The following is a 16,039-nucleotide window of genomic DNA, read 5'->3' as shown; positions in this document are numbered from 1 at the left end:
CGTGACTACCCCCGACCCGTCCGACGAGCAGCCCGAAGAGCAGCCCGAAGAGCAGCCCGAAGAGCAGCCCGAAGAGCAGCCCGAAGAGCAGTCCGAAGAGCAGCCCGAAGAGCAGCCCGAAGAGGCCTACGGAGCAGGCGACTTCAAGCATCCCGGCCTGTCCGAACCCCGGACCAAGGAGGAATGGCGCGAATACCTCGACTACGTTCTCCCGCCGAAGCCGGTCCTGCTGCCGCTGGAGGCCTATGAGCAGCTCAGCACCGAAGAACAACGCCGGCACAACGCGGCCCGGGTGGCCCACCACAGCGCCCTGGTCATCGTCCGCACCAGCCAGATGAAGTCCATCCACCACCAGATCCGCCGCCGGATGATGACCAACAGTTTCCAGCCGGCCGGCGCCCGACGCGGCATCGTCCTCGACGGTCCCGCCACCCTCGGCAAGTCCACCCTGGTCAAGACGTTCGCCTACGACTTCGAGCACGAACTGCGGCTGAACCATCCCGACCGCTACGACAAGAAGTACATCGTCGACGGGCGGGTGATCGACTACACGCCCGTCGTCTACGTCAACATCCCCTCCCAGGCCACGCCGAAGGACCTGTCCATCGCGCTCGCCGAGTACCTCGGCCAGCACTACCGCACCGGTGCCACCAAGAGCGACATCACCCGCCTCGTCCTGGAGAACATGCGCCGCGTCGGCGTCGAACTCGTGATCATCGATGACGCCCACTTCATGGACCTCTCCCTCAAGGAGGGCAAGGTCGTCAACGACCACCTCAAGCACATCGCGAACCACACCGCGGCCACCTTCATCTACACCGGCGTCGACCTCAAGCACTCCGGCCTCTTCCTCGAAGGCACCGGCGGCCGCCGCGCCACCCAGACCGCCGGCCGCAACCTCCTGCTCCACATGACCCCCTACGGCATCCGGACCAGGGCAGAGAAGGAGGACTGGGTCTCCGTCATCACCGCGATGGAAGAAGCCCTCGTCCTGTACAAACACCAGCACGGCACCCTCGTCGGCGAGTGGAAGTACCTGTACCGCCGCACCGGAGGCAACATCAGCTCCCTGGCGGAACTCATCCGCGAAGCGGCGGCCGACGCGGTGCTCACCGGCACGGAGCGCATCGACCGCGCCCTCCTCGAGACCATCGTGATCAACGAGCACGCGCAGAGCACGTACGACGCCATGTGGCACGAAGAGCCTCTGCCTCCCTCACCAGAGCAACGCCACAACCCCGAGGACGAAGACGGCCAGGCCGCCGCCGGCTAGAACACCCCTCGCCACGCCGTGACGAGCAGGAAGGCAGACGCAGCCGACCCGAACGAGCCAGGCCCCGCCTACCAGTTGGCGTCATCCATCGGGGGATCTGACCGACGGCTTGAGGCAGCTCAGGTGGTCTGGGGCGCTTCGTCGACGCGGCGGACTTCGCACTTGTCGAGGAGACGAGCGAAGTAGCTGTAGGCGGCCAGGCGTTCCATGCCTTTCTGCTCGCTCAACTCGTCACGGGTATGCGTCGTGACGTTTCTGACCGTGAGATTCAGTCCGGTCGCCAGGCTGTTCAACGCCTTGCCCAGCGGCTCCAGCCCACCACGCATGCTCTTGGTCGTCTTGTCCGCGGGATCGCCAGGCCACGCGAGCTTGGGCCTGCCAGGCTCAGGCTCACCCGGCGAGAGAGTCTGCTGCCAGAGTGGGGTGTCGTCCACGTCATGGCGGCCCAGGCGCGTTTTCCAATGCACGGTCAGCGCCTCCGACGCCTCACGAACCGCGACCCGGTACTGATGGGTCGTCCAATGCGCCGCCGCCGCAGTCCAGATGACCGGATGCAGCTCAGACGGGGCGAACCCGGGCACAGCCGTCTCCGCGGCCGCCTCGGCCTCGTCGATCATCATGCTCAGCCGGCCCCGGACCGTCGCCGCTGTATTGCGGACATCCTGCGGCGAGAAGAGTGCCTTCGGAGCCGACAGGAGTGACCAGTTCGCGATGGGATCGACCGGGCCGAGTCCAGCGACACCGATACGAGCCCCGGTGACGGCGACAGCCCGCGCAGCAGCGCCTGCGGTCTCCGCCACGTCGAGCTCAAGCTCCCGCACTGTCCCCTGATCCTGCCCGTCCTTCACATGGACCGTAGGAAACAAGGCGGATTCAATCGGTCGTTGCAACGCCTCGTCCTCGGAGGTGTTGATGGGCAGGCCAGCAGGGTGGATGGCGGCGCTCACTGGACGGTCGCCGATGAAGTCCCCGGGTGCGCCGGCGCTTCGGCGGGAAGTAGAACGTCAGTTCTGGCGGGAGATCGCGAAGGGGTTGCTCGCCGAGGAGGCGGCAGCTGCGGTTGGCGTATCCCAGGCGGCGGGTTGCAGGTGGTTCCGTCACGGTGGCGGCATGCCACCAATGGATCTTGCTCCGCAGTCCGGCCGGTACCTGTCCTTTCACAGCGTGAAGAGATCGCGATCCTCAAAGCGCAGGGCATCGGAGTCCGGGAGACCGCGCGACGTCTCGGTCGCGATCCATCGACGGTATCCCGGGAGCTGCGGCGCAACGCCGCGCCCCGTGGCGGCCGGCTGGAGTACCGGGCTTCGAGTTCGAGGCGGCCTACCACCGCTCCATCACCAACCCGAACGCAGCCTGAAACACACAAGATCGGCCGCTACAAAACTCGGGGCAGCTCAGTACTCCGGCCTCTCGGGCAGCAGCGCGGCGAATTGGTCCCAGAGCGGTTCGGTCAGCCATGATGGAAGCGCGGGCACAGGTCTCCCCAGTGATCACAGAGCGTCGCAACTCCATGGTCACCGGGACCTGTGCCCGTCCTGTTGCCGGTGTCCCCAACCGCGCCTATCCGCGCGGCCTCTTATCGTCGCCGTCATCATTCCCTTCTTTCGTTGTTTTCAATGGTTCAGGTGAGGCACGGGGGGATCCCGTGGTGCTCAGCGGACGATGTCGCTCGCCAGCTCCCACAGGCGCTCGGCGTTCTCCGGGTCCAGCGCGTAGGCGGCCACGCCGGGGACGCCGAATTCGGTGGGCCGGGCGTGGGCGACGGGCGCTTCGTTGATGTCCTCGAAGTAACGGCCGCCGACGCCTTCGACCAGCGGGGAAGCGGCGAGGAACACGGTGGTTGCGGCGCCCTGCCCGATCGTCTTGCGGTAGGGCTCGGGGGTCCGCAGGCCCCCGGTGTGGCGCTGGAGGTTGGTGGCGATCGCACCGGGGTGCAGAGAATTGGCCGTGATGCCGTCGCCGGACCAGCGGCGCTGCGCCTCGACGGCCAGGAGGACCTCGGCGGTCTTGGACTGGCCGTAGGCGGCGAGTGCGTCGTACGGGCGGAAGCGGAAGTCGATGTCGTCGAAGACGACGGGGGAGAAGAGATGGCCGCTGGAGGAGACCGAGACCAGGCGCGCGCCGTCACCGTCGGCGAGGGCGCGGTGCAGCCCCAGGGCCAGGGCGAAGTGCCCCAGGTAGTTGGTGGCGAACTGCTGCTCGTGGCCGCCGATGCCCCGCTCGAGCTCCGGCGGCATCATGATGCCGGCGTTGTTGATCAGGATGTGCAGCGGACCCTGCCAGGCGGCCGTGAACGCCCGCACCGACTCCAGGTCGGCCACGTCCAGGCGCGTGACGTGGATCGCCTCGTTCCCGGTGGCCCCGCGCAGGTCGGCCGCGACCTGCTCGCCGGCCTCCGGACGGCGGACGGCGAGCGTGACCTCGGCGCCGTTGGCCGCCAGAGCGCGGGCGGTCTCCACGCCGATGCCCGAGCCGGCCCCCGTGACGATCGCCCGCCTGCCTGACAGGTCCACACCTTCGATCACCTCCGTGGCGGTGCTGTCGCGGTCGTACGGGGTCGTGAAGAGCTGAGACATGTGAAGCATTCCTCCGGTCGTTGCGAACGTGCACCGGCAGCCTGCGCCGAATGGCGCGGGACGTACCAGGACGGGCTGAGACTGGGACTGACAGGGCCACTCACGAGCCCGGAGCGCGCCCGTACGCTGGAACGATGACAGCCGCCGCAGACGCCAACGCACTGGGCCGGTATCTGCGCGCCCGCAGGGAGCTGGTCCGACCCGACGAGGCCCGGGATCAGGGCCACCGGCGCGTCCCGGGGCTGCGCCGCGAGGAGGTCGCCTTCCTCGCGGGGATCAGCTCCGATTACTACAACCGCTTGGAGCAGGGCCGCGACAAGAACCCCTCGGAGCAGGTTCTGCGCAGCATCGCCCGCGCCCTGCAGCTGGACGAGGAGGCGACGACCTACCTACTGGAGATCGCCACACGCAAGAGCCCGCGGCGCAAGCGGCCCCGCAAGCCCGAAAAGGTCGGCGACGGTATTCGCGCGCTCATCGACTCCTGGCCACTCACCCCGGCGTACGTCCACGGCAAGTACATGGACGTCCTGGCCGCCAACAGCCTCGCCATCGTGCTCTCACCGTTCAACGCGCCCGGGCGCAACGGCATTCTGGCCGCGTTCCTCGAGCGGGAGATGCGGGAACTCCACCGGGACTGGGAGGACATGACCGCCCGGATCGTTCCGTACCTGCGCTCGGTCGTCGGCGCGGACATCGAAGACCCGCGTCTTGTCGAGATCGTCGGAGAGCTCTCCCTGCGCAGCGAGCGCTTCCGCACTCTCTGGGCCCGGCAGGACGTCAAGCACAAGACCACCGGCACCAGCCTCCTCCAGCACCCGCAGGCAGGCGCTCTGGAACTGCACTACGAAAAGCTGCTGGTCCCGGGCACTGATGGGCAAACGCTGGTCACCTACCACGCGCAGCCGGGCAGCCCCTCCGAGGAACGCCTGCGCCTGCTCGCCAGCATGTACGCCCCTGACCATGTCAGCGGTACAGGGGCCGCAACCGACCGGACCCGAGCACCTGGGCGCACCATGCCCTGACAGGCCCGCTCCCGGGTGTCTCTGCCGGTGTATGCATCCCTCCGGCAACGGGATTGCCACTCGGTGCTCATCGACCCGGAATGCGCGACCCGGCTCCAGGACCGCACGGGGCATTCGTATTCCGGAGGATTCCCCGTCGATAACCGTGTTTCCCCTGGACGGCGTCGGCGTCCTACGGTCGATGACGTGGCCAATGATCGCCGTGATCCGCTGGGGCCGGGAACAGCGGCCGCCGCCCGGCCGCTCGTGCCCCGTCCCGGCCTGGATGACATCGGAATGCTCCTCGGGGACATATCACGGGGAACGCCCATCGAGGTGGCCGACGGCACGGTATCGGCCGTCGAGGACATCACCGCCGGCCACAAGGTCGCGCTGCGGGACATTCCCAAGGGCGCTCCCGTCCGCAAGTACGGCGAAATCATCGGCGTGGCGCTGGCCGACATCCCCGCGGGCAGGCACGTCCACGTGCACAACCTGGGAATCGGCCGGTGGGAGGAAGCCCGACCGAGCACATCGCCGACGCGTACGCAACCGACCGGTGCGGCCCCCACGCGAGACCATTTCCTCGGATACAGCCGTGTGGACGGCCGCGCGGCGACCCGGAACTACATCGACGTCGTCCCGACCGTGAACTGCTCCGCCACAGTGGCCCGGATGATCGCGCGGCGGGTCGACGACCTGCACAAGGGGACACGGGGCCTCGACGGCATCATCGCGCTCCCGCACGACCTCGGCTGCGGCATGGGGAAGGCACTTTGGGGGACGACATCCTGCGGCGGACTCTGCGCGGGCACCTCGGACATGCCAACGTCGCAGCGACCCTCGTGATCAGTCTCGGCTGCGAGGTGAATCAGCCGGAGAATCTCCTCGCGGGCGACGACGCGGGGGTCGAGACGCTCACGATTCAGGAACTGGGCGGCACCGCGGCGACGGTGAACGCGGCGCTTGCACACATCTCGCATCTGGTCGCGCAGGTGACGGAGTCGCGTCGAGTACCGATCCCGCTCGCAGAGCTGACCCTGGGCTTCAGTGCGGCGGCAGTGACGCCTATTCGGGACTGACCGCCAATCCCACGCTCGGTGTGGCGGCCGACCTGCTCGTCGAGGCCGGTGGGAAGATCATTCTCGGCGAGACCCCGGAGATCTACGGCGCCCATCATCTGGTGCGTGACAGCGCGTCGAACCCCGCGTCGGCCGCACGCATCGACGAACTCATCGTCTGGTGGCAGGAGGACGTCGGCGACAACGGCGCGACTCTCGACAGCAACCCGTCCCAGGGAAACCGGGTCGGCGGGATCACGACCATCTGGGAGAAATCCCTGGGCGCCGTGCTCAAGGCCGGTACCAGCCCGCTGAACGCCGTCGTCGGATACGGCATGCCGGTCACTCCCGCTCGCCCCGGCCTCGCCGCGGTCTTCCAGTAGGGCGATTGACGCCGTGGTCCGCACGGCCTGCTCCTGTGCCAGCCATCCGTACAGCGCGCGCAGTTCCACTTCCGCCGCGCTTTCGTCCATCTTGACGTGCACTTGCATCGGGCAGCCCGCTTTCGCCGGCCTCGGACGCCGTGTGGTGTCGTTGATTTGGTCAGCGGAGATCTTGTGGGTGCCAGCCGGTGGGGATTTTGGGGAGGCCGATAAGGGCGTCGATGTCGAGGTGTTCTTTGAGGAGGGCTTTGAGTCCGCGGCCGTCGATGAGTTCCATGCGGCCGGTGCGTTGGGCGAAGTCTTTGCTGGCGGTGCCGAACCAGGAGGTGGTGACAAGGACGCCATGGCGAGCCGAGCGCCCTCGCGGGCCGTCTCGGCGCCGTCGGAGGGTGCTCAACGACGACCAACGCTGACAACCGTCGACAGCTAAGTCGCAGGTCGCAGCGTTGATCGATTACACGTCCGCAGGTCAGGGACTCGCCCCTTCACTTCTTCGGCCACTGATCGCACCAGGGGCGCTTGACGTCGCCCATTGAGACTCCGCCGACCGCGCCGCCACCGTCGAGGTCCCCTCGTCCTGAGCCTCGTATCCCCGGCACGCTCGGAGCGTAGGTGTTCCGGTGCCGGGTGGCGGGCAGGGACGGCCTTCCACCCTGCGTGATCCGTACACAAGGCGCACCGACGGCGTGGGAACGCTGCCACATCATGGGGCGAGCTGTGACTACTCGCTCGTATCGTGAAAGGACAGACATCAGCGTGGCAGGCAGGAAAATCATGGAAGAACCGGCGGTCGACTACGCGGCAGTGTTCCGGGCCCTCCCAGGGGCGGTGGCGTTGCTGACCCCGCAGCTGATCTTCGTGGACGTCAACGCGGAGTTCCTGCGCATCACGCGCCGTAACCTCGAGCAGCGCCGCACCACCTGCGAGGAATGGGTCGGTCGCTTCCTGCTCGAGGACCTCCCCGAGTTCTTGGACCGCCCCGAGAAGTACTCCTTCGTACGCAAAGTTTTGGCGTCACTGCGCCGGGTGGCGGATACCGGTGAGCGCGACACCATAGCCCTGCAGCGCTACGACTTGGAGGACCCCGACCAGCCTGGGGTATGGCATGAGCGGTATTGGACCCTGACCAACGTTCCCGTCTTCGGCCCGGACGGGCGGGTGGCGCTGCTGGTGCACCGGGTGGAGGACGTCACCGAACTCACCGAACTCATCCGCGCCCGTGAAGTCGCGCTGACCTTGCAAGAAGCCATGTTGCCCCCTCCCTGCCCGGTCGGCCGCCACCCGGCGGCCGTACGCTACCGGCCCGCCGCCGAAGCGCTGAATGTGGCCGGCGACTGGTACGACCTGGTCGACCTGCCCGGCGACCGCATCGCCGTCGCCGTCGGCGACGTCGTCGGCCATGGCCTGTCCGCGGCCGGCGTCATGGGACAACTGCGCAGCGTCCTCAGCGCCGCCTCCCTCGTCGCCGAAGGCCCGGCCCGCGCCCTGGACGTCCTCGGGCTGTACGCCCGCACCATCGACGGCGCCGAGAACACCACCGTGGCCACGACCTTCATCGACTGGGACACCCACACCATCACCTACAGCAGCGCCGGCCACCCCCCACCGGCGCTCCTGCAGAGGGACGGGAACGTCGAGTTCCTGGACCAGGCCACCGACCCGCCACTGGGTGCCCGCCCTCAACACGTCCCCCGGATCCAGGCTGCCGCGGCCTTCCGCGAGGGCGCCGTCCTCGCGCTCTACACCGACGGCCTGATCGAACGCCGCCGCGAAGACATCGACACCGGCCTCGCCCGGCTCGCCGATTCCCTGGCCCGCCACCAGGCAGACGACCTCGAAACCCTCGCCGACGCCGTGCTCACCGACCTACTCCCACCCGGTGACGCCACCGACGACACCGCCCTGGTCATCGTGCGCCTGTGAACCTGGCCCGCCACGTTCGCCCGCTCGGCCGCCCAGCTCGGCAGCGGATCCACCATCACCGGGAGAAGGCGCCGCAAACTCCCCGTGATGGAATGGGGCGGGGGCGCAGCCGACCTGCCGACACAGGGCCTGAGCGCCCGCAAGAGGGCCTGGTGCGCCCCTGGGTGCCCGATCCGACGGACTGCGGCGGGGGAACAGCGGGGAACCCCGGCGAACGTCCCGGGAACACGCAGGTCAGCGTTTCGCCAGGTCAGCCAAGACCCAGTTACGCGATCTTCCAAACTAGTGCACCGCCGATCAGGAGTAGAAGCCCCGGCCGTACTCCTCCGGCCCGACAGCGAAGTCGTCCGGACGATCACGGCGCAGCTCCTCATACCAGACCACGAACACGTCTCGCGTTCGAAGGCCCGCTCGAACCGCTCCACAGCAGCGAGCAACCGCTTCAGGTATTCAGCGCCGTACGTCGCCACGCGCTCCCCCTCCTCTGATCTTGCCTGTCTTGCACCGAGAGCCTAGGAGAGCACTGCACCACCACCTCCTTCCGCATGGGCGGGGGCGGTTTCCACCAGTGCGCGGAGGCGGCCCGTCGTATCGTGACGTGTGCCCGTCCCTTCCGCTGCCCGCAGTCTCCGACGTCTGCCGGTCGTGCCTCTGCCGCTTCCGAGGGAGTCGCTCCTCAGCTGGCTGGGACACCTGAGCGCGGTCTACGAGGTCTCCCGCACCTCGATGGCCACGGCGTGCGGGCTCCTGCGGCCGGGCGACAACGCGGCGCGCATCGCCGACTCGGGGCCGACGTCGCTCGTGTACGGCCTGGGCGACGAGGCCGTTCTGCGCGTCGAACAGGCAACCGGACTGTCAGGTGACGAACTGCAGGCGATGACCTGGATGCGCTTCCTGGGGACCGCCGTGAAATTTGATCTGGTCAAAACCGCTCCGCGGAACCTATTCCGGGTTATGAAAGCTAGCTGGATCGACCCGCGGGAATTTAAGTTCTGCCCTTCTTGCGTCGAAGAAAATGATGGACGCTGGCCCCTCGAATGGTGTACGCCATGGATGTTTGCGTGCTTGCGGCATCGATGCTATCTGCTGGCCGCATGCCCCGAATGCCATACTCCACTACCCGGGGCGCACGTCAACCTCGATCAAGGAAGCTGCCACGGCTCCGAAAAGCATCGCATGACAGACGTCATGCTGTGGCGATGCGGCACCGCTTACAAAAAGTGGAAGGCTCCTGATCTACACGACGAAGTGCTCGCTGACCTGCAAAAATTCCTCGAAGAGCGCCTCGCATTGGCGCGACCGGACACCGTTCAGCTGCGAGGTGTTTTTGCCGACCTGGCGGCCATGGCGGACTTTGCCTTCCACGTAGCCAGACCGGAAAATATTGAGGGAGCCGACCCGGTTGTCGCTGACGGATTTACTGATTTCTGCACGCCGTCCAATCAAGGAGCCTACGCACCCAGGATTGCAGGGCCGAAACCGATGGCTAAAACAGCGGCACTGCGAATCTCTGCCCAAATCCTATTCAGTGGCGATCCGTGGTCTGCCGCCCGGGCGATCGTTGACTTTGCGGGCCGCCCACTCCCGGTTCGAGCGTTGCCACTGAATCAGGCATGGCGTAAAAAGCCGCCGCAGGACACGACGCGACTCATCGCTCGAATCGTCGAGTCAGTGCGGGTCGCCGCCCCCTCGGTGAAGGGGCACAACGGCCGGGTTCTGCGCTAGGCACCGACTGCTGCGCCGACGATCAAGCTGATGCCCTGCCTCGTCGAACGCGCTAGGTGACGTTGACGCTTCAGGCCCGCCGCTCTCCGATGAGCTGCTCTTTTCGCGGTGAGTGACGATCCTCCCGGGCTTGGCCTGCGCGTGGATCGGACACTGAAATCTTTTGTGCGACAAATGTGATGTAGGTCACCTCGCGGAAGATTTCAGTGCCCTGGTCAGCGACGTGCCATCTGAAATCTTTCCCGCCATCCGACAGCTGCGGCACTTTGCACGCGAACGCGGCGGCCCAGGTGCCTGCCCGGCTGGAGGCGCTGGGCACCGCGGCGGGTCTGGACCGGGCCGCGCTGCACAGCCAGCTGGCGGCGGCGGTGTCGGTGGTCCTCCACCTTGTGCGCGACCGGACCGGGCGACGCCGGATCGCGGAGGTGCATGTGCTGGAACGGGACGCGTCGGGACTGGTGGTGACGGTGCCCGCACTGCGGTGGGGTCCGGAGGCGTTCATGCGCGAGCGGGGCTGGGAGCGGCTGTGGTCGCTGCTTCGGGACGGAAGCAGCGGAAGCAACGGAAGCGACAAAAGCGGTGAGAGCGGCGTAATTGAGGGGAGTGAGTTGCTGTGACGGGGATCGGCCAGATGTCCGTCGGTGCAGGACTGGTGTGCGCCGGCGCGGCGGCCTGGATGATGAGCGGCCCGGACACGGGGGCGCGGCGAGCCCGGTTGCTGTTCGCGAGCGGTGGCGCGCCCGTGGTGGTCGGCCCGCCGCCCTGGGAACGGGCCTTCGTACGGCTGCGGCGGTTGCCTGCCGAATGGTGGTCGGTCGCCGTGGGTGCGCTGCTCGCTGTGCTCGGCGCATCGGTGCTGCCCTTGCTGGCCGGGGCCGTCGGTGTCCCCGTGCTGCGCAGGGTGCGGCTGGCGCGCCAGGCGCGGCAGGCACGGAACCGCCGGGGTGAGGCGGTGATCGCGCTGTGCGGGGCGCTCGCCGGGGAGGTGCGCGCGGGGCGCCAGCCGGGTGAGGCGCTGCTGCATGCGGCCCGCGACTCGGGCGGGCTCGGCGAGGCGCAGGCGGCGGTGCTGGCGGCGGCGCGGTTCGGCGGGGACGTACCGGGCGCACTCGCGGACGCGGCACGGCAGCCGGGGGCCGAAGGGTTGTCGGGGCTGTCAGCGTGCTGGGGGGTGGCCGTGGACCGGGGTGCGGGCCTGGCGGCCGGGCTCGATCGGCTGGAGGCGGCCCTGCGTGCCGAGCGCGATCAACGGGCCGATCTGCAGGCCCAGTTGGCAGGAGCCAGGTCGACGGCGGTCCTGCTCGCGGGGTTGCCGGTTCTCGGCCTGCTCCTGGGCACCGCGCTCGGCGCCCGCCCACTGCACGTACTGCTGCACACCGGAGCGGGACTGGCCTGCCTCGTGGTCGGCGGAGTGCTGGAGGGCGCGGGGCTGTGGTGGGCGCTGCGGATCGTACGGGGAGCGGAGGCGGCGTGAGCGAGAACGTTGTCCACAGGCTGGGGGTGCTGTGTGGAGTGCTGGCCGTGTGGTGGCCGGTGTGGATGCTCGCCGCCGCGCGACGCGAACGGAGGGTGCGGCGACGGCTGGGTGCAGTGCTGGTGCCGGGTGTTGCGGCTGAGGGGAGAAGGTTCCGGGCGCCTGCGGTGACGCCTCGGCGGCGGGGCTTCGAGGCGCGGGTGGCCCAGCCCGGCCGACAGGGCTCCGGTGCGCTGCGGCGGCGGGTGGTGGCACGTGATGCCGTGCGGAGATGGCTGCCGGTCGCGGGGGCGGTGTGTGCCGGCTGGGTGCTGATCGGAGGGCTCGGCGGGCCGGTGGCCGGGCTGATCACCGGGGTCGGCGCCTCGCGGTGGAGGGCACGGCAGGAACGCGACCGCGACGCGGAGGAGTACGACCACGCCGTGGCGGCCCGTCAGCTGCCGCTGGCCGCCGATCTGCTGGCGGCGTGCATCGCGGCGGGCGCGACTCCGGTGTCGGCCGCCCAGGCGGTGGGCGAGGCGCTGGAGGGGCCAGTGGGGGAGCGGCTGGCCCGTGGGGCGGCCGAGGTGCGGCTCGGGGGCGAACCGGCCGACGCATGGCGGCGGCTCGCCGCCCTCCCTGGCGCCGCAGCGCTGGCGCGCCTCCTTGAACGGGCGGGCGAATCCGGCGTACCGGCGGCCGCACCGGTCGGCCGCCTGGCGAGGGACGCCCGCGCCGAGTGGGGCCGTGCGGCAACGGCGCGGGCCCGCCGCGCGGGCGTCATGGTCACCGCGCCGGTGGGGCTGTGCTTCCTGCCCGCGTTCATCGCGGTCGGGGTGCTGCCCGTCGTGATCGGGCTCGCGGGAGGGCTGCTGGGGGGAGGTGGCGGATGACGCGGGCAGCACGAGGTGAAACCACGGAACGAAACATGATCAAACGTAACCAGACCTAGAGAACCTGATCAAAGTGATCCGGACCGATCGACTGGGTCAACAGGACAAGAACCTGACGGGGGTTGAGATGGCCAAAGCAGTACGAGTACGAGTACGAGCCCGGGTGCGGGCGCTGGTACGCCGGGTACGGGCGGCGGTGCACGGGGACGACGGCATGGTCACGTCCGAGTACGCGGTGGGGATCATCGCGGCCGTGGGCTTCGCTGCGCTGCTCTACAAGGTGCTGACGAGCGGGCAGGTCGGCGCGGAACTCCAGGACATCGTGAAGAGGGCGCTCAATGTCCGGATGTGACGGGGCGCGGCGACGCCCGGACCGGCGACGGGGCCGACGCCGGGGCCAAGGCCGGGACCGTGGGTTCGTGACGGCGGAGACCGCGGTCGTCCTGCCCGCCCTGGTGCTCTTCGCGATGGCTCTCCTCTGGGCCCTGCTGGCCGCGTCCGCGCAGATCCAGTGCGTGGACGCGGCCCGGGCCGGGGCCCGGGCCGCGGCCCGGCAGGAGCCGTCCCGCGTGGTCCGGGAGATGGCCCGCCAGGCGGCGCCGGACGGTGCGAGGGTCACGGTGACCCGGCAGGGCGACCTTGTGCACGTGCTGGTCGTCGCCCGCCCACCGGGCCCGGACGAGCTGCCTCTCGAACTGCGCCATGAAGCAGTCGCGTTGGCGGAGGACACGGTGGCGGTGAACCGGTGAAGAGATGTGAACCCGCGGGCGGACCGGCAAGGACGCGCCGGTCACGCGGCTTCCGCTCCGTGCTCGCTTTCCTGAACGCCCGTGCACAGGGCCCGTGTTCGGACCGGGGCTCGGTGACCGTCTGGGTCGCCTGCGTGATCGGCGCCCTGTGCGCCGTGTTCGGGGTGCTGCTGGCCCAGGGGGAGGCCGTGCTGGTCCGTCATCGTGCGGCCGGCGCGGCCGACCTGGCGGCGCTCGCGGCCGCCGACCACTGGATGGAGGGAGGTGAGGCGGCGTGTACCACGGCGGGCCGTATCGCAGAAGCCCAGGGCAGCCGGATCGTGCGGTGCGCCGTGGCGGGGGATGTCTCGGACGTTACGGCGGCGTCGGTCTCGGGGCCGTTCACCGTCGAGGTCAGGGCGAGGGCGGGCCCGGCGGAACCGGGGGCGCCGGAGGGGCCTGCGGCGCCCCCGGCCCCGCAGGCTCCGACTCCCCTGCCTCGTTCCCCGCATCCTCCGGCGCCCCGCGCAAAAGCACCGTGAGGAGCCGTACGGCCCCCCTCTTGTGCAGCGGATCGTTGCCGTTGCCGCACTTGGGGGACTGGATGCAGGACGGGCAGCCCGCCTCGCACTCGCAGGACGCGATGGCCTGACGGGTGGCGGTCAGCCAGGCGCGGGCCGTGTGGAAGGCGCGCTCGGCGAAGCCCGCGCCGCCCGGGTGGCCGTCGTACACGAAGACCGTGGGGAGGAGGGTGTCCGGGTGGAGCGGGACGGAGACGCCGCCGATGTCCCAGCGGTCGCAGGTGGCGAAGAGCGGGAGCATGCCGATCGAGGCGTGTTCGGCGGCATGCAGGGCGCCGCCGAGGATCTCCGGGCTGATCCGGGCCTGGTCCAGCTGGTCCTCGGTGACCGTCCACCACACCGCACGGGTGCGCAGAGTACGAGGAGGGAGGTCGAGCTTCGTCTCGCCCAGCACTTCACCGGTGATGACACGCCGGCGCAGGTAGGAGACGACCTGGTTGGTGACCTCGACGGAGCCGTAACAGAGCCGGCCCGTGCCCCAGGGGACTTCGACGTCCGTTTCCAGGACGGAGATGGAGGTCGTGTCGCGGGCGACCGTCGAATACGGCGGGTTGGCCTCCTCGACCAGGGCCACCGAGTCCTCCAGATCGAGCGACCGCACCAGATACGTCCGGCCCTGGTGCAGATGGACCGCGCCCTCGTGCACCGTCGTGTGCGCGGCGCCCGCGTCGACCGTGCCGAGCAGTCGTCCGGTACCGGCCTCGACGACCTGCACGGGGCGCCCGCCCTCCCCGCGGATGTCCGTGAGGTCGGCGGCCCGCTCCCGGCGCGTCCAGTGCCAGGCCTTCGTCCGGCGGCGCAGCAGCTTCGCGGCCTCCAGCTGCGGCAGCAGCTCCTCGCAGGCGGGACCGAACAGTGGAATGTCGTCGTCCGTCAGCGGCAGTTCTGCCGCCGCTGCGCACAGGTGCGGGGCCAGGACGTACGGGTTGTCCGGGTCGAGGACCGTGGACTCCACCGGCTGGTCGAAGAGGGCCTCGGGATGGTGGACGAGGAATGTGTCCAGTGGGTCGTCGCGGGCGACCAGGACTGCCAGGGCGCCCTGTCCGGAGCGGCCGGCGCGGCCCGCCTGCTGCCACAGGGACGCCCGGGTTCCCGGGTAGCCGGCGATCAGGACGGCGTCCAGGCCCGAGACGTCGACGCCGAGCTCAAGGGCGGTGGTGGCGGCCAGACCGAGGAGCTCGCCGGAGTGCAGCGCACGTTCGAGGGCGCGGCGCTCCTCGGGAAGGTAGCCGCCGCGGTAGGCGGCCACACGCCGGGCCAGGGAGCGGTCCACCTCGGCCAGGCGCTCCTGGGCGATCACCGAGATCAGCTCGGCGCCGCGGCGGGAGCGGACGAAGGCGACCGAGCGCACGCCCTGCACGGTCAGGTCGGTCAGCAGGTCGGCGGTCTCGGCGGTGGCCGTACGCCGAACGGGTGCACCTTTCTCGCCGTGCAGCTCGGTGAGCGGGGGCTCCCAGAGGGCGAAGACCAGCTCGCCGCGCGGGGAGGCGTCGTCCGCGACCTCGACGACCGGGAGGCCGGTGAGGCGGCGGGCGGCCACCGAGGGCTCGGCTGCGGTCGCGGAGGCCAGCAGGAAGACGGGCGAGGCGCCGTAGCGGGCACAGAGGCGGCGAAGGCGGCGCAGGACCTGGGCGACGTGGGAGCCGAAGACCCCGCGGTAGGTGTGGCACTCGTCGATGACGACGTACTTCAGGGCGCGCAGGAAGGAGGACCAGCGCGGGTGGGAGGGCAATATGCCGCGGTGCAGCATGTCGGGGTTGGTGAGGACGTAGTTGGCGTACTGGCGCACCCATTCGCGTTCCTCGGGCGGCGTGTCGCCGTCGTACACCGCGGCGCGGATCGCCGTGCCCAAAGGTTGTGAAAGTTCCTTCACGGATCGGCACTGATCCGCCGCGAGGGCCTTCGTCGGGGCCAGGTACAGCGCCGTCGCGCCGCGCCCGTTCGGGGCCTGTGAGCCGTCCAGCAGACGCGAGAGCACCGGGACGAGGTAGGCGAGCGACTTGCCCGACGCCGTGCCCGTGGCGACGACCACCGAGTCGCCGTCCAGGGCGTGCTCGGCGGCGAGCGCCTGATGGGCCCAGGGGTGCTCGATGCCCGCGGTCTGCACGGCGGCGATGACCTCCGCGCGGATCCGGTCCGGCCAGACGGCATGGCTGCCCTCGCGCGGGGGCAAGTGCTCCGTATGAGTGATGCGCGAAGCCCTGCTCGGTCCCGAGGCGAGCCGGTCCAGGACCACGCCCGGCGCGAGGCGGGATGCGGGGTCCGTCGAGGGTCGATCGGATCGGTGATTCTTGGCCATCGGCACCGAGTGTGTCACCGGCGTGACGGACAATGGGACCAAGGCGTCGTGCACGCCTGCCGGTAAGTGATTGAATGCCATCGCGGCTGGCGAACCGTCCCGGGGGCTCTGCCGAGGTGTCCCGAGGGGCGACCGCTCGATAG

At 69.6% G+C, this 16,039-nt stretch carries 15 protein-coding genes and 3 pseudogenes; 14 read left to right on the top strand and 4 right to left on the bottom strand.

Annotated features, from left to right (window positions below):
* Position 1 precedes the first annotated feature (1 nt).
* The gene (locus ABT186_RS18045) at positions 2-1,273 is read left to right on the top strand and encodes a TniB family NTP-binding protein (RefSeq protein ID WP_351925753.1); all 1,272 of its coding nucleotides are present in this window, start codon (positions 2-4) and stop codon (positions 1,271-1,273) included.
* Between the two features lie 119 nt (positions 1,274-1,392).
* On the opposite strand, the gene ABT186_RS18040 is transcribed toward ABT186_RS18045, so the two are convergent.
* Positions 1,393-2,220: a TIGR02391 family protein gene (locus tag ABT186_RS18040; RefSeq protein WP_351925751.1), complete on the bottom strand. Its 828-nt coding sequence runs from the start codon at positions 2,218-2,220 to the stop codon at positions 1,393-1,395.
* Between ABT186_RS18040 and ABT186_RS47970 the strand changes: the two are divergent.
* Positions 2,207-2,580, top strand: a pseudogene (locus ABT186_RS47970) (helix-turn-helix domain-containing protein); the annotation flags it as partial. The gene ABT186_RS18040 and the pseudogene ABT186_RS47970 sit on opposite strands and share 14 nt — an antisense overlap.
* Positions 2,581-2,925: 345 nt before the next feature.
* On the opposite strand, the gene ABT186_RS18030 reads toward ABT186_RS47970, so the two are convergent.
* Entirely contained in the window at positions 2,926-3,849 is a 924-nt protein-coding gene (locus ABT186_RS18030) for an SDR family NAD(P)-dependent oxidoreductase (RefSeq protein ID WP_351925749.1), read from the bottom strand.
* A gap of 134 nt (positions 3,850-3,983) precedes the next feature.
* Between ABT186_RS18030 and ABT186_RS18025 the strand changes: the two genes are divergently transcribed.
* From ABT186_RS18025 to ABT186_RS18010, 4 genes are all read left to right on the top strand, one after another.
* Positions 3,984-4,871, top strand: a complete 888-nt coding sequence (locus tag ABT186_RS18025) for a helix-turn-helix transcriptional regulator (RefSeq protein WP_351925747.1) — start codon at positions 3,984-3,986, stop codon at positions 4,869-4,871.
* A 186-nt stretch (positions 4,872-5,057) separates the two neighbouring features.
* On the top strand, positions 5,058-5,699 hold the full coding sequence (locus tag ABT186_RS18020) for a UxaA family hydrolase (protein WP_351925745.1): 642 nt from the start codon (positions 5,058-5,060) through the stop codon (positions 5,697-5,699).
* Complete coding sequence (locus ABT186_RS18015; protein ID WP_351925743.1) at positions 5,627-5,932, top strand: UxaA family hydrolase; 306 nt, start codon at positions 5,627-5,629, stop codon at positions 5,930-5,932. Before ABT186_RS18020 ends, ABT186_RS18015 begins: the two co-directional genes overlap by 73 nt.
* Before the next feature lie 20 nt (positions 5,933-5,952).
* Positions 5,953-6,294 carry a hypothetical protein gene (locus ABT186_RS18010; RefSeq protein ID WP_351925741.1) on the top strand — a complete coding sequence of 114 codons (342 nt, stop codon included), beginning with the start codon at positions 5,953-5,955 and terminating at the stop codon, positions 6,292-6,294.
* A 160-nt stretch (positions 6,295-6,454) separates the two neighbouring features.
* On the opposite strand, the gene ABT186_RS18005 is transcribed toward ABT186_RS18010, so the two are convergent.
* Positions 6,455-6,691 carry a restriction endonuclease gene (locus tag ABT186_RS18005; protein WP_351925739.1) on the bottom strand — a complete coding sequence of 79 codons (237 nt, stop codon included), beginning with the start codon at positions 6,689-6,691 and terminating at the stop codon, positions 6,455-6,457.
* A 377-nt stretch (positions 6,692-7,068) separates the two neighbouring features.
* On the opposite strand from ABT186_RS18005, the gene ABT186_RS18000 reads away from it, so the two are divergent.
* From ABT186_RS18000 to ABT186_RS17965, 8 genes and pseudogenes are all read left to right on the top strand, one after another.
* A complete protein-coding gene (locus ABT186_RS18000; protein WP_351925860.1) occupies positions 7,069-8,217 on the top strand; it encodes a PP2C family protein-serine/threonine phosphatase in 1,149 nt (382 codons plus the stop codon).
* 600 nt (positions 8,218-8,817) lie between these two features.
* Positions 8,818-9,942 (top strand): TniQ family protein, encoded by a 1,125-nt coding sequence (locus ABT186_RS17995; RefSeq protein ID WP_351925737.1) that lies wholly within the window; start codon positions 8,818-8,820, stop codon positions 9,940-9,942.
* 257 nt (positions 9,943-10,199) lie between these two features.
* Positions 10,200-10,559, top strand: a pseudogene (locus ABT186_RS17990) (TadA family conjugal transfer-associated ATPase); the annotation flags it as partial.
* Positions 10,560-10,573: 14 nt separating this feature from the next.
* The gene (locus tag ABT186_RS17985; RefSeq protein ID WP_351925735.1) at positions 10,574-11,416 is read left to right on the top strand and encodes a type II secretion system F family protein; all 843 of its coding nucleotides are present in this window, start codon (positions 10,574-10,576) and stop codon (positions 11,414-11,416) included.
* On the top strand, positions 11,413-12,288 hold the full coding sequence (locus tag ABT186_RS17980; protein WP_351225711.1) for a type II secretion system F family protein: 876 nt from the start codon (positions 11,413-11,415) through the stop codon (positions 12,286-12,288). The genes ABT186_RS17985 and ABT186_RS17980 overlap by 4 nt, the downstream gene beginning before the upstream one ends.
* A gap of 127 nt (positions 12,289-12,415) precedes the next feature.
* On the top strand, positions 12,416-12,640 hold the full coding sequence (locus ABT186_RS17975) for a DUF4244 domain-containing protein (RefSeq protein ID WP_351225713.1): 225 nt from the start codon (positions 12,416-12,418) through the stop codon (positions 12,638-12,640).
* The gene (locus tag ABT186_RS17970) at positions 12,627-13,037 is read left to right on the top strand and encodes a TadE family type IV pilus minor pilin (protein ID WP_351225715.1); all 411 of its coding nucleotides are present in this window, start codon (positions 12,627-12,629) and stop codon (positions 13,035-13,037) included. The genes ABT186_RS17975 and ABT186_RS17970 overlap by 14 nt, the downstream gene beginning before the upstream one ends.
* Positions 13,034-13,390, top strand: a pseudogene (locus ABT186_RS17965) (Rv3654c family TadE-like protein); the annotation flags it as partial. The gene ABT186_RS17970 and the pseudogene ABT186_RS17965, both read left to right, overlap by 4 nt.
* A gap of 40 nt (positions 13,391-13,430) precedes the next feature.
* Here the strand turns inward: ABT186_RS17965 and ABT186_RS17960 are convergent.
* On the bottom strand, positions 13,431-15,977 hold the full coding sequence (locus ABT186_RS17960; protein ID WP_351225717.1) for a DEAD/DEAH box helicase: 2,547 nt from the start codon (positions 15,975-15,977) through the stop codon (positions 13,431-13,433).
* Between the last annotated feature and the right edge of the window lie 62 nt (positions 15,978-16,039).

The organism is Streptomyces sp. NPDC001634, assembly GCF_040298185.1.
GTDB lineage: Bacteria > Actinomycetota > Actinomycetes > Streptomycetales > Streptomycetaceae > Streptomyces.
This window is presented reverse-complemented; position numbering and strand designations above follow the sequence as displayed.

Excerpts from the sequence above, each read along its gene's own strand:
- ABT186_RS17960 (WP_351225717.1), bottom strand. The coding sequence starts at position 15,977 with ATGGCATTCAATCACTTACCGGCAGGCGTGCACGACGCCTTGGTCCCA.
- ABT186_RS17975 (WP_351225713.1), top strand. The coding sequence starts at position 12,416 with ATGGCCAAAGCAGTACGAGTACGAGTACGAGCCCGGGTGCGGGCGCTG.
- ABT186_RS17985 (WP_351925735.1), top strand. The coding sequence starts at position 10,574 with ATGTCCGTCGGTGCAGGACTGGTGTGCGCCGGCGCGGCGGCCTGGATG.
- ABT186_RS17970 (WP_351225715.1), top strand. The coding sequence starts at position 12,627 with ATGTCCGGATGTGACGGGGCGCGGCGACGCCCGGACCGGCGACGGGGC.
- ABT186_RS18025 (WP_351925747.1), top strand. The coding sequence starts at position 3,984 with ATGACAGCCGCCGCAGACGCCAACGCACTGGGCCGGTATCTGCGCGCC.
- ABT186_RS18000 (WP_351925860.1), top strand. The coding sequence starts at position 7,069 with ATGGAAGAACCGGCGGTCGACTACGCGGCAGTGTTCCGGGCCCTCCCA.
- ABT186_RS18030 (WP_351925749.1), bottom strand. The coding sequence starts at position 3,849 with ATGTCTCAGCTCTTCACGACCCCGTACGACCGCGACAGCACCGCCACG.